Here is a 14,785-nt window from a genome sequence, read left to right as displayed (position 1 = left end):
TTGATGATGGTTATTCAATTAATAATGATCAATCAGATTAATGACGATCAACCAGAAGAATAGCTTCTTTTCTTTCCACCTTGATTTCTCTTTTCCCTTCATACTGCGAAACAGTACCGGTTACACTAATGAAATCTCCTTTCTGAATTGAGTTATTCAGAGCTTCAGCACCTGCAGTTTTTGGAATAAAGATGCTCAGGACTTCAGAGTTGCAGTCTACCTGTAAAAGCAGATGCCCGCCTGTATAGGTTAACCGTTTGCTCAAAACCTGGGCTTCAAGGAACACTTTCTCCCCTTCACCGGATTCCCTGGTATACTGCCTGGCTTCTTCTCCTGTCTCCTGTCCAGAAGCTGTAAGTTCCGGTCCAAAGCAGAGATAAGCTGTCATAAGAGAAGTCAATGTCATAAACAGCAGTAATACCATGACTTTTTCTTCTTTTTCCATACTTCACTCCCCCTTTTACTTCACTCCCCCGGCCTGGAATCAGTTTATGATCGAGACTAGTTTTATTTCAAGGATGAGAGTTTTACCTGCAAGTTCATGGTTAAAATCCAGGGTAGCAGAAGTTTCCGTGGAGTTAAGCACTTTAACCTCACTCCCAGCGGGTGTTATGATCTTTGTTTCTGGCTCAGGAGGATTCTTAAGTCCAAGCTTTTCGAGGGGGATCTCCTGGACAAGGTAATTCTTATATTTTCCGTAGGCTTCTTCAGGTGGAATTATGAAAGTTTTTTCTTCACCTTCTTTCATTCCAAGCACTCCCCTGTCGATACCTTTAATTACCTGGAATGCGTCCGTTCTGAAAAAAAAAGGCTTGTAACCTTTTTCTTCGTCATAAATCCCTGCTTTGAGGGCTTTTTCCTTCAAAGTAGTATCAAAGATCGTTCCATCTTCGAATTTTCCAATATAATCAATAAGAAGATAATCTCCTTTTTTCACAGTACGAGAATTTTCCATTATCCCTTTCTCCTGTGCATTTTCCTTTCGGTATCCACGTCATCTCAACATCTCCCCAGATACCGAAAGGGCACACATTTTAAAGAAATGTTATAATTCTCAATTTGTTTTTCAGTAACTTAAATTTATTCTATTGAGATGACTTTTATATCAAAAATCAGGGTCTTGCCTGCAAGCTCATGATTGGCATCAAGAGTGATATGCGTGTCGTTTACAGCTGTTACTTTGTACTGGTTCCCGTACATATCTCTCAATGTTTGTCCCACTTCAGGAATTTCGGAGCGGTTTGTTAGATTTAATTCTTCAACAGGAACGGCCAGGACTCTGGCTTCGTCATATTCCCCGTAAGCTTTATCTGGAGGAATCGTCAGGGTCTTTTCTTCCCCGACTTTCATTCCGATTACGCCCTCGTCAAAACCCGAGATTACTTGTCCCGAGCCAACGACAAAGCTAAGAGGGGTATACTCCTTTCTTTCAACGTATATACCTGCCTGCTTTGCAACGTCTTCTCTTGAGGTATCAAAAACCGTGCCGTCTTCAAGCTTCCCGGTATAGTCTACCTTGACCGAATCTCCGGACTTTACCGCTCTGCTGTCTCCTCCCTCATTCCCGTTATCCGTGCATCCACTGCCAAAAATTATGCTTACCAGGAGCAGTATAACTATGAAGAAAACTGCTTCGTTCCTGGTCTTCATCCCTTTCACTCCTCCACAGAAACGATTTTGACTGAGAAAACCAGGGTCTTGCCTGCAAGCTCATGGTTGAAATCTACAACAAAGTTGTCTTCGTTTACCTTTGTGATAGTGCCTGTCAGACCATTTTCCGTAGCCAGCTTCATTCCGATTTCAGGAGTAAAATTAACAGCATTATTTGGGATTTCTCTTGCGAATTCTTCCCTGTACTCTCCATATGCCTCTTCAGGCTGGATTGTAATGGTTTTTTCTTCCCCCACTTGCATTCCGACAACGCCCTCATCAAATCCTTTAATCATCTGACCTGTACCGACTGTAAATGCAAGAGGTTCATAATTTCTCATTTGATTGTATAACCCTGCTTCGGTAGCAACTTCCTTTAAGGAAGTATCGAAAATTGTACCATCTTCAAGTTTTCCTACATAATTAACTGAGATTCTATCCCCATTTTCAATTTTTTTACTGGTGTCTTTTGTTATATCCTCGGCCATAAAAATCAATAAAACAAACGAGAACATGCTAGATAAACGTGATGATAAAATAGAAGTCAAAAACCGAGTAAACAGAAATTTCAGAATCCGGAATTACAGGAATTCCTATAACCTTCATTTTTAAGTTTTAATTTGAGATTTGGTTCCTTTCAATTCTTTTTGATATTCAAGATATGAGTAAACAGCCGCGAACCCCACAATAAAGAGTGCAGGCACAAGGATGAAAATGAATTCAAACCCGGGATAAAAGACTCCAAGCACGGCAACTATTCCTGCAACCCTGAACAGTTTTCCTCCAAGACGATTAGTTTTCTTCCAGATCCTATCACTGCTGAGGGTCCAGGGATTCCTTATACCGATGAACCAGTTTCTCTCCGCATGTTCCATAAGAATTCCTATATAGTAGAACAGAAGCCCTATACCTACAGGAAGCACGGCATTCGGGTTTATTTGTATGCCTGCGTTCCAGAGTAGTATCTGGAGATGGACAGCAAGTAAGAATAAAATCAAAAAAATTATAAATTTTTCATGATATTTTCCGAATTTTAATATATTTACCTTCATCGGGTCAATTTTGGGAATTGCCAGATAGAATACTGCAAGTCCGGTAATCAGTAAAGGCATGAAAAAAAGTCCCTGGAACTTCGGCATATAGCCATTTACCTCTCCCTGGGAATTCCAGTGAGTTGCCATAGATTCAGGCACAAGCGGGTAAAAATAGATTGAAACTATAAAAGATAAAAGAATCAGTCCTGTGGTTATGGCTGTGGCTTTACGCATATAAACATAGATATATATTCAAATTATTTAAACAAAGTGGAAAGTTATTTAAACAAAGTTGAAACTTGAAAGCAATCCTTATTAAAAACCTACTTGTCCACAAATTTTTCCAAAAAAGGCTTGACAGAAAACCCCGAGTAATGTTTAGTTTTGAAAATCTAATTCCCAAACTCTATCGGCGTGATCACAAGCCTTTTGAAAAAAGGCTTGACCGAAAATCACTGCTAAATCTAAAACGTCATGACGGCGTGATCACAAGCCTTTTGAAAAAAGGCTTGACCGAAAATCACTGCTAAATCTAAAACGTCATGACGGCGTGATCACAAGCCTTTTGAAAATGCTTGAGCTAAAATCTTAGCAACTGAGAGACCAACATCGTAAAGGTTGCGGGTCAATAGTTTATCTTTATCCTATTTGTAAACGAGCTTTCTCAAGCCCTGCCCTGGGTTCGCTATTAAGGTTGCAACTCTAATATAACTAAAGAGAAGCCATATACCAAGGGCTGGACGATGATCCGACAAGCGGATTAAATAGCATGAATATCCCGGAGATAATAGTCAGGAACACGAGAACAGCCGTTTCCCACTTCTATATTTATACCTTGTCCATAAAATGTAAAAAACCTGATTATGCCACAAGTAACGTTGTCGGCCCTTATTTACATGAATAAATACATAATTATTTCACAATTTTGTGGCAAACAAGGCTAAATTGTATCTAAATTTAATTTTTATTATCTATTATCGAAGGTTTAAAATATGCTTTCTGTTTATACAGTCTAATAAAAATTAATATGTAGTGGGTAGTTATGGTAACAAGTCAGGAAAGACAGAAGGCAAATATGGCCAAAATGAAAAGAATAATGGAAGAAATTGAAAATACGACAGATGATTCCGATCTGATTGCCGAATTACAAGAGTATTTAAGAAAACCATACTCATTGTCTCTTAAATGGCATATGATTGTATTTAAAAGTGAAGTTGATAGGAGTTTATGGTATCTGGAAGATATAAGAAAAGAAGAGATTGAAATGGAAAAAATAAAGCGAAGGAAGGGAAAAGACCCAAAAGAAGAATTAAACTCTGGAAATTGCAAATTTTCCAAGACAGTTCGTGCGTTTAAACTCGATCACCAGATGGTATACGATCCGAAAACTAACAAGTATAAGTTGTCAAAATCTGGGATTTCCAGAACAACGAGAGAAAACATTTTTGCAATTCCAAAATCTATGATTGGGGACGGTAAACTCCAGTGGAGTGAAACAGTTAAACAAAAATGGGGAGAAGATACTATCGGAAAAACAGAATTAATGGAAAGAGGCCTCTGTAACAAAAAAGTATGAGAATTGACTGCAATCGCGAGGACGAGTCTATCTGTTAATTAACGGATCTGTTAATGAATTAATCTTTCAATTACCAATCTTTCAATTACCCAATCATTTACTTTTGCAAACATCGGCTAGCAATTTTTCCTTTATTGTCATGTTTACAAACTTGATAACAAAAATAGGCTTATAGATAATGAAAAATGGAGCCATTTCTCAGTTTTTGGCTATTTCTCATTTGAAATGGTGCCTCATTTGAAAGATGTGAAGATTAGTCCTTCTTGACACTAAAATCAATAAGCTTAATATACTTGTCACATCTATTTTTATTTTTCATCTAATTATTAATTATTTTCCTCTCTTGTGGCTGAAAAAGCATTTGAACAAGAATTCATTAATTCCAAAATAATAAATTCAAATAGTCAGGAAGAAAAGGTCACAAGACAAATGTAAATCTCCTTAAATTAAATCTCCGTAAATTAAATCTGCTTAAATTAAATCTCCTTAAATTAGCAAAAGATCTATAGTAAGCTACAAGAAGACCTGTGCACTATTGAGTTTTTTGAGACCTTTAAAGAGATCGGTCAGATATAAATGGAAATTGTAAGGTAAAAATGAAATCAATTACCCTGGTGTAATGAAATTTTTATCCTGTTATTCTCAAAACCCGGAGACAATACCCATGAAAAAAAACACTAGAGATTCTGGGATTGATATTGTTGGCGAGGTGTCCTGGGGAACACACTTCTGCCAGTTCTATCAGACAAAAGAAGACTTGATGGATATACTTATTCCTTATTTTAAAACCGGGCTGGAAAATAACGAATTATGCGTATGGATTACTTCACAGCCTCTGGAAATGGAAGAGGCAAAAGCAGCCATGAAAAGAGCTATTCCTGATTTTGATGTTTATCTGGAGAAAGGACAAATCGAAATCATCTCTTACAACAGTGGATATTTAAAGGATGACATTTTCGATCCAGACAGAGTCGTAAATAGCTGTGTTGAAAAAATCAACCAGGCTCTGGCAAGGGGTTATGATGGACTGAGAGCTGCAGGGGACAATCACGGGCTGGGAAAAGAAAGCTGGAATGAGTTTGTTGAATATGAAAATAAAGTAGATGCTGTTATCGCCAAAAACCATGTGATAGCATTATGTCCGTATTATCTCGATATGTGCAATACGGCCGAGATTATTGATGTAGTCTCCAGCCATCAATTTGCCTTGATCAAAAGGAAAGGAATATGGAAGCGTATAGAAAATTCCGGAAGGAAGAGAGCAGAAGAAAAAGCTATTCGAGCTGCAAAAAACTGGGAATATACCTTTGATGCTGTGCCAGACCTGGTAGCCATAATCGACGATAAATATAGAGTTGTTCGTGCGAACAAAGCCATTGCGGCAAGATTGGGGATGACACCTGAAGAGTGCATAGGGTTAACCTGCTATCGTGTTATCCATGGGACAGACAAGCCACCTTCTTTTTGCCCACAACGGCGGTTGCTTAAGGATCGGGATGAGCACACCGCAGAGACTTGTGAAGGTTGTCTTGGTGATAATTTCTTAGTAAATATCTCTCCACTATACGATTCTGAAGGAAAAAACATTGGGAGTGTTTACGTCGCCCGTGATATCGCCAAGCGCAAGCAAGAAGAGCATCGTATTCGTAGATACAACCGTATTCTTGAGGGAATCAATAGGATCTTCAGCAATGTGGTCCAGGCAAAAACAGAAGAAGAACTGGGGGAAGCATGTCTATCTGTGGCGCTGGAAGTAACCAGCAGCCATTTTGGTTTCATCAATGAAATGGGCGCCGACGGGTTGCTGCACGATGTTGCAAAAAGCGATCTGGCATGGGAACAGTGCCTTATGTACGACAGAATAGAGCATCGTAGTCCTCCTGGCGATTTTGCTGTTCATGGCCTGTACGGCAGTGTCATTAAAAACGAGAAAGGTTTCTTTACCAATGATCCACTATTACATCCCGACAGTATTGGTTTGCCGCATGGACATCCGCCGATTACATCGTTTCTTGGCGTCCCCCTTGTTCAGGATGGAAAAACAATAGGTTTGATTGCGATTGCAAATAACGAAGGCGGTTATAGCTACGAACATCAGGAAGATCTTGAAGCTATCGCGCCGGCTGTGATGCAGGCTCTGCAGAGGAAAAGATCGGAAGAAGCTCTGAAGTTATCAAATATTTATAATCGCAATCTAATTGAAGCAAGTCTTGATCCTCTGGTAACTATTGGGCGTGACGGTAAGATTACCGATGTAAATAATGCTACAGAACAGATTACTGGCTATTCCAGAAACGAACTGATTGGAACTGATTTTTCAGATTACTTTACTGAACCTGAAAAAGCTCGTACAGGATATCAACAGGTATTCAAAGATGGTGAAGTTCGAGATTATTCTTTAGGGATTCAGCATAAGGACGGACATATAACATCTGTTTTGTACAATGCTTCAGTTTATAGAGACGAGAAGGGTAAGGTTATTGGGGTTTTTGCTACTGCACGTGATATTACCGAACTTAAGAAAGCAGAAGAAGCCCTAAAAAAAGTGCACGAGAGTCTGGAAGAAAAAGTTAAAGAACGTACATCAGAGCTTGAGAAAGCTTACAATTCATTGAAAGAAAGTGAAAAACGCCTTGCTGAAGCTCAAAAGATAGCTCAGATTGGAAACTGGGATTGGGATCTCGTAACTGGTGAAGCATACTGGTCTGATGAAATGTATCGGATTTTTGAACGTAACCCTCACGAATCAGGCGCAACTTACGAAGAACTTTTAGATTACATACACCCCGATGATCGAGATTATGTTGATCATACTATCAAGAAAGCTTTAAATAAGAAGCCTCTGGGCATTGATTACAGGATCGTCCGGGCTAATGGAGAAGAACGTACAGTCCATTCTCAACCCGAAATTATTTTTGATGAAAAGAATAACCCTGTTCGAGTAAAGGGAGTAGTTCAGGATATTACTGAACGTAAAAAATCAGAAGAGAAACTCCAGATACTGGCGAACGCTGTAGAATCTTCGAATGATGCTATCATAACTCTATCCTTTGATGGTACCATTTCTAGCTGGAATAAAGCTGCAGAGCAGATTTATGGTTATTTAGCTGAAAGAATTATGGGAAAAGACGTGTCAATACTTGAGCCAGAAAATATCAAAGGAGAAATTAAGCAGTTTTCAGAAAAGATTAAACAGGGAAAAAAAATCCAGCACTACGAAACATCACGGTTAAGAAAGGACGGTACTATTATAAATATTTCAGCAACTCTCTCTCCGGTGTTTGACGTCGCTGGAAAACTCGTGGCCATTTCAGCTATTGTAAGAGATATTACTGAGCATATCAAGGCGGAAGAAGCACTGCGTGAGAGTGAAGCACGCCTGCGCCAGTTTTATGAATCAGATATGCTCGGTGTATTTTACTTTAATATAGACGGTTCGATCACCGATGCTAATGACAAGTTACTGGATATCGTCGGTTACACACGTAAGGACTTGCAGGCTGGAAAGGTTAAATGGAATAAGATGACTCCACCGGAATACTTTTCTCTGGACGAACGAGCTATTGCTGAACTGAAAACCATTGGGGTAAGAGAACCCCAGGAGAAGGAGTACATCCGCAAAGATGGGTCGCAAGTACCTGTTATTGTTGGAGTAGCTACCTTCAATCAGGCACATAACGAAGGCATAGCCTTTGTTCTTGACATTACCGAGAAGAAAAAGGCAGAAGAAGATCTGGCAAATCTCGAGATTGCCCGTAAAAAGGAAATCCATCACAGGATCAAAAATAACCTGCAGGTTATCTCTTCTCTCCTTGACCTTCAGGCTGATAAGTTTGATAACCCGAGAGTTATTGAGGCTTTCAGGGAAAGCCAGAACCGGGTTATATCTATGGCTCTAATCCACGAAGAACTTTATAAAGGAGAAGAAACCGAGACACTCGACTTTTCAGCATACATAAGAGAGCTGGCTGAAAACCTCTTCCAAACTTACAGCCTTAGTAACAAAAACACTCTCCTGAAAATGAATCTGGAAGAACATGCATTCTTTGATATGGATGTTGCTGTCCCGCTAGGAATTATTGTTAATGAGCTAGTTTCCAATTCTCTAAAACATGCATTTTCGGGTAGATACAGAGGAGAAATCCAAATAGAACTCCATAGAGACGAAAACTGGGAAAACAGAAAGAAAGGCAATAGATGCACCAGTTTTGTCCTGACAGTCTCAGATAACGGTGTTGGTATTCCTGAAGACTTTAATATTGAAGATCTTGATAGTCTTGGGTTTCAGCTGATAACCACACTTGTAGATCAGTTAGATGGGGAACTTGAACTGAAAAGAAATGCTGGAACCGAATTTTCTATAAGGTTCGCAGTCAAAGAAGTAAATAATAATCAGAACCAGCTACTTTAAAACAATTGACTGACTAACGCCTCCATTTGTACTTGTTATAACGGATTGTAAGAGTTTTTTTCAGGTTGCTAAGCTGGTTTGTTTCCTTGAAGATCATTAAATCTTACTGAGCACCGATTTTTCTGGAATAGATGTTTAGTCTGGAATAGATATTTAGAAAGATGGAAATAACTACTACTCTGCAAGTTGCAGATAAATATAAAGACGAACTCCCAGGTGGCTGCCTCTACAAGTCCTGGAGCTCCTCCTTACTCTCTATGATGAAGAAATTGTTTTTTATGAAGCTCCTGCTGACAATGAAAGTGCAGTGGAAACTTCAAGTCGGTTTAATCATAAATGGAACTCCCAGTCCTTCACGCCATCGATCTCAACAATGAGATGTCGCGGTCCTCGTAGAGTAGCACTCTGCCGGTATGGGGGTGGATCATGCGCGAGCCTGGGGTTTTCGAGCCGTTGTACAAGCTCTGTTAGTGCAATCTGCGTTTCCAACCTTGCAAGTGGAGCGCCATAACAGTAATGGATGCCGCTGCCAAAGCCAAGGTGCATATTATCCCTGCGATCAGGGTCGAATTTCTCGGGATCGTGGAAACGAGCCGGATCACGGCTTCCAGAGGCAAGCAGCAGAATCACAGGTGAGCCTTTCTGAATCGTAGTACCGGCAATAGTAATATCGGAAAGTGCCACGCGATTTGGCAGAATCTGGACAGGAGGCTCGTAGCGTAAAAACTCCTCAACCAGACGAATAACCAGATCTGGTTCGCGCCGTAACCGTTCGAGGACATCAGGATGTCTCAACAGTGTGAGCATGCCGTTGGTAATCAGGTTCACTGTGGTCTCATGACCGGCAATGAGCAACAAGCTTGCAGTGCTCACAAGATCTGCCTGGGCCATCGGCCCATCGGAACCATGGTCTGTTATGAGTCCTGAAAGCAGGTCAGAACCAGGCTGCTTGCGATGGTGCTCAATCAGCACCTCCATATATTGTTCGAGCTCCTTAAAGGTCTGACTAGACTGTTCTTGTCGCCGCTTTTGTTCCTCCGGGCTTTGTCGGGGATCCAGATCAATGTCTTCGATAATAGCTTCTGATAAAGCGTGAAGGCGTGGCTGATCCTCGGGTGGTACCCCAAGTAGCTCACTGATCATCGTTACCGGGATTGGATAAGCAAAGTCCTCGACGATGTCAATCGATGTCCTGCCCTTTATAGTATCTATCTGTCGATTTGCAAGGAGGATCAGTTCAGGTTCCATGTCAGCCACTCTGCCCGGTGTGTGCGGGGGACCAAAAGGCCATGTAGCCTGCCGGCGCAGTCTATCATGTTCAGGTGGGTCCAGACCAATGAAGCTTGGAACAACTTCAGTTTCTGAACCCTGGTTGGATGAGGATGTTTCCGCGCCTTCGTCCTGCGCCTGATTTTTAGAGGCGAGCTCCTGATTTGCCGAAAGGCCTGCAGAAGGACGATCGTGAGCGGAACGCATGCGGAAGTCTGAACCAATCCTGGGATCATGAAGTAGCGAGACAATCTCCCGGTAAGTACTGACAACGTAGCTACCATCTATCTGTCGCGTAATTGGTGTCTGGCGTAGTTTGGCATATAGAGGATAAGGATTGGCACGATTGGCGTAGTCAAGAACCTGCTCATACAAGGATTGCTGTGTCATGGTCTGCCTCCTGTCATTTGGGCCGGAACCCTGGCGGTACACGAGGGTCCTTCACTTTGGTGCTTGTAGACGATTCTTCTGGAGGAGGTGTGCTAGGACCTGGACCAGTCTGTGTAGCATTAGGGCTGTGGGTAGGTTGTCCACGAAATGGAAATCCGGCAGGAACTGGCCGAAGCTCAGCTGGACCATCAGGAGCATGAAGTACGGGCGGAAACGGTGCACGGTCCTCGATCATTGCCCGGTAAGCAGGCAACCAGCGGGCCATATTTACGGTGAGCGCTGCAACAATTCTGCCTTTGTAGCCATAGGCTGCAACCAACCGGCGTTCCGAGATAGAGCCCTGTGTGAGCACAACTTCATCGGCGAAGCGTAGAAGGCCGACCGTCTTCAGGTTGACACCAAACTGACGAGACCAGAAGGCGGGCAGGGTTTTGTATGCCCTGAGATCTGTCGGAGCACTCACCATATTATGTGCGGCCGTCCTTGCCTGCTCAATAGCATTTCCCCAGTGCTCGACTGCCAGTAGCTCGCCTTCGTAAAGCGGGTGAGGCCAGCGAGCCACGTCCCCAGCAACGAAAATGTCATCTGTGACCATTCCATCGGTATCAAAAGCACGACAGGCAGCATCACAGGCTATCCCATGGGAGTCAAACGCCAGCCTAGAATTATGTAACCATTCGACGTTTCGTATTGCTCCAAGAGCGATCACAGCCACATCGATATCGAGTATATCGCCATCCGAAAGATAGGCACGACGTAGCCGCCCACTCTCATCTCCCTCCAGCGCCATAACCGTGACGTTGCAGCGCAGATCGACGCCATGCACGCGCTGGAGCTGGCCAGCAAGCGTACCCGCAGCCGCACCGAGAGCGCCTATGAGAGGTGTAGCGCTGCGTTCTGTGACTGTGACAGCCAGACCTAGTTCTCTGCAGACTGAAGCAACCTCGGAGCCGATGAAACCACCACCAATCACCAGTACTCGCTTCGGCCTGGCAGCTAACCGGGCTCGTAGCTGGGCAGCATCATCGCGGGTACGCAATAGGCAAACTCCATCAAGAGCAGCCTGTGCCGAATCTGGCCACGGCCTGGCACGCGCCCCTGTGGCGATCAACAAACGGTCAAATCCAAACCGTCTCCCATCGGCAAGCTCGACCTCCCGGTTATCCAGATTAAGCCCTGTAGCGGGCACACCAAGCAACCACTCGGCCTGTAGATCAACACTCTGCGGTAAGGTCGTGTGCTCTGCTGGTAGCCAGCCTGTGAGGACATTTTTAGACAGAGGCGGGCGATCATAGGGAGCATATGGTTCATCGCCGATTACAGTTAACGTCCCGGCAAATCCCTCGGAACGAAGTGCCTCTGCAGCACTCAAACCAGCCAACGAGGCGCCGAGGATAACTATTCTTTGTACAGAGGAGACAGTTTTCTTGGCATCATTGCTTTTCATTGTGATTTTCCCCCCGCTGCTCTGATTGCTCATCCAGCCAGCAAATACTAATCGCCTGTACCGGGCAAGCTGCAGCTGCACGTTCTACCTGCACTCGTAGTGAATCATCCGGTGCATAATCAAATTCAAGCGACTCTTCATCTTTCATCCAGAATACCGTCGGTGCGGCAAATACGCACTGAGCGTAGCTCTCACATCGGTTCAGGTCGACCACAATTCGAAGCATTGCGAAACCTCCAGTTCCAGAAACTTAAATGAGCAGCCTCAGATCTTTTCAATTTTCGGAATATGTTCTGCCACCAGGTATTTTCGTACGACGAAAATAGCATGATCAGACTGGTCAGGCATCCTGCTGTGCGTGTTTCCACCGTCATTAGCGCAATTGGAGCTTTCTCCATCTAATCCCCCTGTCCAAGAATTATCATTGCCAACTGCAGAAGTCTGCAAAAACAGCAACTCATTTTGTTTGCTTATCTGGCTGTTATCGATTTCTGAATAGTTTAACAATCATCTTCTGCAATATTTATTAGTGAGCTATTTCATGACCCCTTAATAACCAGATGTTTATCATTTCAGCGTTTGACAGCACCCAACTGTACAACGCTTTCAATATAATCCTGATAAACTAAAGACGATACCGGAATAAAACTTATATGATAATAATAAGGGAATTTTTATATATTTATCTATACAGCTTTGTAAAAAACGATCTTAATCAGTTTCGAGAAGCTGCTAATTTAATCAGCAAAAATAGATCTAGCTATTCAGTTCAAATTAGTTGAAAATCGTTATTTCAGGGGATTTCTATAAAGCCGTATTCTTTTCTGGCAATAAGCCCATTAAATATGTAAACAGTTTAAGTAAATTTAAATAAATGATTAGTTTTTTATAATAGTAATTGTATAGTATTAATTGGTTCATGAGGGAGTAATCTGTGGGGTAAATTCAGGACAGCTTGAAATCTGATCCCGCGATATACTTCATTGCGCGTATCCGTAAAATGAGGCAAATTCAGGACAGCTTCAAAACTGATCCCGTAATAGACTTCATTGAAGCGTATCTGTAAAATGGAGTAAATTCAGGACAACTTCAAAACTGATCCCGTAATAGGCTTCATAGATGAAGATCAAACCTTATGAACCACCTTACAACCAACTTTTTTGCCCAGCACTCAGGCTTATAGCCACTGTTTCTCATATTTTACTGCTTTTCCCTTGCTCTTTCCACTTCATTCATTTCTCCCGTCTTTGCCGGGATATAATCGCTAAAACCTTTGGGGCACATAATCAGGTCTAAAACTACTGACCTCCAAGGACAAATATAGAGCCATTTAGAGATGGTTCAAGACACGAAAAAAGTGGTATTGATCAGGATTATTTGGACTGTTTAACCTGTTTAACCTGCTTAATCTGTTTAACTCGTTTACGCAGACAGATCAGCCTTACAGACAGTAGCCAGGCCTTTTCAATCTTCCATGTCGAGTTCCGGCTTTTCGGCCCGATATTTTGCATACAATGCTATTCTCACAGGGTCTTCAAGGATATCGACTTTAACACCCTTCTCGCGAAGCATCTGTTATTACCCAAGGCATTTGTAACATCACCGACGACCACACGGTCAAATTGGCGCATATATATTAACGCGGCACAAATATCACAGGGGCTAAACGTTGTGAAAAGCGTGGTATTACTGAAGTCCTGTCGTCCTGCATCGTGTATGGCTGACGTTTCTCAGTGGTTGCAATATCCAGATCGAATCACTCTATAACCGGTTGCGTTTTCCGTGTTACAGAATTCCATCTAACTTTAAAATAATATTTTCGTCATAAGCTGACATTATTTTCTTAGTATGTATCTATTTGAAAATCGATGCACTAGATATTATTAAGACAGTTTTATACTTCATAGCACATGATATCTTACCAACAGGAATGTGCAGGATAAAAATCAAGAGTTTTTATTGATTTTGAATTAGAGATCTGGACTTAAATTTTGGTTTATTTACATAAAATCGATACTCTGTTCCAGCTCATAATTTATTAAAATATTTGATAAATATTGAGGATATTGACGCAATTTGTCACGAGTTCTCACTTAACCGAAAACACATGGGCAAAATCTTTGTTTTCAGCGCCAGGTCAATATTCATAAAATATGGTTAGTTAGGGTACATAACTAGCAGTGTAAATTATTTTGAAGTTTTAAAGTTAACATTGTTCATTACCAAACTACAAGAACGATTTGAATATTTAAGACAGACTATAAAGTGTTTTAAAATCAGCCTTATACAACAGGATATAGTATAAAAAAGAGTATTAATCAAAACTATTAAAAGTTATTAAGTGGACCGGTCGGGAATTGAACCCGAGGCCTCTACCATGCCAAGGTAGCGATCTTCCCCTGATCTACCGGCCCATTTCAGGCTTTGCTTAATCAGCATCCCTCATACACTCAGTATCTTATATAAAGATGTCGCCACATAGGCTTGGTGTTTTACAAATAAATTTTTAAAAATTAGAAACGTAAGAGCTTCAAGCAAAAGTTATAAGTAGTAAATTGAGTATTAGAAGTGTTGTCGGATTGGGAAGCTTTCCCGAAAAGCCTTTCTGCTTCGGTAATTTTAAAAAACCTTACATTTGGGCCCGTAGCTTAGCTTGGTGGAGCGCACGGCTGATAACCGTGAGGTCCTGCGTTCGAATCGCAGCGGGCCCACCACAATATGATATTACAATATGGTAATCCTTTCTCAGGAAAATTTTCAGGTATTATAAACCCATTTATCCTTAATCGGGCCCGTAGCTTAGCTTGGTGGAGCGCACGGCTGATAACCGTGAGGTCCTGCGTTCGAATCGCAGCGGGCCCACCATATATTTTTTGAATACTATACTGTTTTATACTGTTTTGAACTTTTTTTGAGATTTTCGGATCATTTATTTATGTTTTTGGATCTGTTTCGGTTTAAAAAATGAATAAAAAATAAAAGATATTACATAAAACAAGAGATTTCAT

Annotated in this window: 13 protein-coding genes and 3 tRNA genes; 5 read left to right on the top strand and 11 right to left on the bottom strand. The window is 41.7% G+C overall.

Going from position 1 to position 14,785, the window contains the following annotated elements; translation table 11 throughout:
• Nucleotides 1-37: 37 nt before the first annotated feature.
• From MSBRW_RS15010 to MSBRW_RS14990, 5 genes are all read right to left on the bottom strand, one after another.
• Entirely contained in the window at nt 38-445 is a 408-nt protein-coding gene (locus MSBRW_RS15010) for an OB-fold nucleic acid binding domain-containing protein (protein ID WP_011306923.1), read from the bottom strand.
• A gap of 39 nt (nt 446-484) precedes the next feature.
• Nucleotides 485-955, bottom strand: coding sequence for an FKBP-type peptidyl-prolyl cis-trans isomerase (locus tag MSBRW_RS15005; RefSeq protein ID WP_011306924.1), 471 nt, complete (start codon nt 953-955; stop codon nt 485-487).
• A 125-nt stretch (nt 956-1,080) separates the two neighbouring features.
• Nucleotides 1,081-1,650 (bottom strand): FKBP-type peptidyl-prolyl cis-trans isomerase, encoded by a 570-nt coding sequence (locus tag MSBRW_RS15000; protein ID WP_011306925.1) that lies wholly within the window; start codon nt 1,648-1,650, stop codon nt 1,081-1,083.
• 5 nt (nt 1,651-1,655) lie between these two features.
• A complete protein-coding gene (locus MSBRW_RS14995) occupies nt 1,656-2,138 on the bottom strand; it encodes an FKBP-type peptidyl-prolyl cis-trans isomerase (RefSeq protein ID WP_048102762.1) in 483 nt (160 codons plus the stop codon).
• Between the two features lie 120 nt (nt 2,139-2,258).
• Nucleotides 2,259-2,918 carry an SdpI family protein gene (locus MSBRW_RS14990; RefSeq protein WP_011306927.1) on the bottom strand — a complete coding sequence of 220 codons (660 nt, stop codon included), beginning with the start codon at nt 2,916-2,918 and terminating at the stop codon, nt 2,259-2,261.
• A gap of 65 nt (nt 2,919-2,983) precedes the next feature.
• On the opposite strand from MSBRW_RS14990, the gene MSBRW_RS14985 reads away from it, so the two are divergent.
• The 3 genes from MSBRW_RS14985 to MSBRW_RS14975 all read left to right on the top strand — a co-directional run bounded on the left by MSBRW_RS14985 (nt 2,984) and on the right by MSBRW_RS14975 (nt 8,671).
• The gene (locus MSBRW_RS14985) at nt 2,984-3,214 is read left to right on the top strand and encodes a hypothetical protein (RefSeq protein ID WP_048102763.1); all 231 of its coding nucleotides are present in this window, start codon (nt 2,984-2,986) and stop codon (nt 3,212-3,214) included.
• A 512-nt stretch (nt 3,215-3,726) separates the two neighbouring features.
• Nucleotides 3,727-4,260, top strand: a complete 534-nt coding sequence (locus MSBRW_RS14980) for a hypothetical protein (protein WP_011306928.1) — start codon at nt 3,727-3,729, stop codon at nt 4,258-4,260.
• Nucleotides 4,261-4,924: 664 nt separating this feature from the next.
• The gene (locus tag MSBRW_RS14975) at nt 4,925-8,671 is read left to right on the top strand and encodes a PAS domain S-box protein (RefSeq protein ID WP_011306929.1); all 3,747 of its coding nucleotides are present in this window, start codon (nt 4,925-4,927) and stop codon (nt 8,669-8,671) included.
• A gap of 330 nt (nt 8,672-9,001) precedes the next feature.
• Here MSBRW_RS14975 and MSBRW_RS14970 read toward each other — a convergent pair whose 3' ends face one another.
• The 6 genes from MSBRW_RS14970 to MSBRW_RS14945 all read right to left on the bottom strand — a co-directional run bounded on the left by MSBRW_RS14970 (nt 9,002) and on the right by MSBRW_RS14945 (nt 14,191).
• Nucleotides 9,002-10,330 (bottom strand): cytochrome P450, encoded by a 1,329-nt coding sequence (locus MSBRW_RS14970; RefSeq protein ID WP_011306930.1) that lies wholly within the window; start codon nt 10,328-10,330, stop codon nt 9,002-9,004.
• Between the two features lie 13 nt (nt 10,331-10,343).
• A complete protein-coding gene (locus MSBRW_RS24355) occupies nt 10,344-11,777 on the bottom strand; it encodes an NAD(P)/FAD-dependent oxidoreductase (protein WP_011306931.1) in 1,434 nt (477 codons plus the stop codon).
• Nucleotides 11,764-12,003 (bottom strand): ferredoxin, encoded by a 240-nt coding sequence (locus MSBRW_RS23060; RefSeq protein ID WP_011306932.1) that lies wholly within the window; start codon nt 12,001-12,003, stop codon nt 11,764-11,766. The genes MSBRW_RS24355 and MSBRW_RS23060 overlap by 14 nt, the downstream gene beginning before the upstream one ends.
• 38 nt (nt 12,004-12,041) lie before the next feature.
• The gene (locus tag MSBRW_RS14955; protein ID WP_048102764.1) at nt 12,042-12,284 is read right to left on the bottom strand and encodes a hypothetical protein; all 243 of its coding nucleotides are present in this window, start codon (nt 12,282-12,284) and stop codon (nt 12,042-12,044) included.
• Nucleotides 12,285-13,300: 1,016 nt separating this feature from the next.
• A complete protein-coding gene (locus MSBRW_RS14950) occupies nt 13,301-13,495 on the bottom strand; it encodes a cytidine/deoxycytidylate deaminase family protein (RefSeq protein WP_230670151.1) in 195 nt (64 codons plus the stop codon).
• Between the two features lie 624 nt (nt 13,496-14,119).
• Nucleotides 14,120-14,191: transfer RNA gene (locus MSBRW_RS14945), tRNA-Ala, on the bottom strand.
• Between the two features lie 223 nt (nt 14,192-14,414).
• On the opposite strand from MSBRW_RS14945, the gene MSBRW_RS14940 reads away from it, so the two are divergent.
• Both MSBRW_RS14940 and MSBRW_RS14935 read left to right on the top strand, forming a co-directional pair.
• Nucleotides 14,415-14,491 (top strand) — tRNA-Ile (locus MSBRW_RS14940).
• Nucleotides 14,492-14,565: 74 nt separating this feature from the next.
• A tRNA-Ile gene (locus MSBRW_RS14935) sits at nt 14,566-14,642 on the top strand.
• The last annotated feature ends 143 nt before the right edge of the window (nt 14,643-14,785 follow it).

This window comes from Methanosarcina barkeri str. Wiesmoor, assembly GCF_000969985.1.
In the GTDB taxonomy this organism is placed as follows: Archaea; Halobacteriota; Methanosarcinia; order Methanosarcinales; family Methanosarcinaceae; genus Methanosarcina; species Methanosarcina barkeri_B.
Note: the sequence above shows the minus strand (reverse complement) of the source record. Positions and strands in the feature narration are given on the sequence as shown.